A 547-nucleotide genomic window follows, 5' to 3' on the forward strand; every position below is an offset into this window, starting at 1 on the left:
GAGCAACGGCGCGGTGATCACCATCGAAGCTGGCAAAACCACCGGCACCGTGACCGTCGATGCACCGAAAGACGACGTCTACAAAGATGCCGGCAAAGTCGAGGCGACCATTTCGACCGCCACCGGTGGCAACTTCGAGAACCTTGTTCCGAGCACTGTTCCGGCCGTGACCCAGGTCACCGACACCATCGACACCACCACGGTCAGACTGACCGCGACCGAGTCGGCGGCTGAAGGCGGCACTGTCACTTACACCGCCACCGTGGGCGCGCCTGTGACCGGTTCGCCAGTCACCGTGACCCTGTCCAACGGTCAGTCGATCACCATCGAGGTGGGCAAAACCACCGGCACTGTCACCACCACAGCACCGAACGATGCGCTGACCGGCCACACGCCGTTGACCAACGCGATCACCGGCGTGACGGGCGGCAACTACGAGAACCTCGTAGCCGACAAAACGCCGGCCTCGACCACCGTCACCGACACGGTCGACACCACCAACCTGTCGCTCAGCGCGACCGGCACCGTGGCCGAAGGTGGTTCGATC

1 protein-coding gene is annotated in these 547 nt (G+C 64.0%); it reads left to right on the forward strand.

The features are described 5' to 3' along the window. Positions 1 to 547 (forward strand): immunoglobulin-like domain-containing protein (locus ACTJK9_RS29570; RefSeq protein ID WP_440817861.1); only part of this gene is annotated, 547 nt, incomplete at both ends.

It is taken from the genome of Pseudomonas sp. 22082 (assembly GCF_052046055.1).
In the GTDB taxonomy this organism is placed as follows: domain Bacteria; phylum Pseudomonadota; class Gammaproteobacteria; order Pseudomonadales; family Pseudomonadaceae; genus Aquipseudomonas; species Aquipseudomonas pharyngis.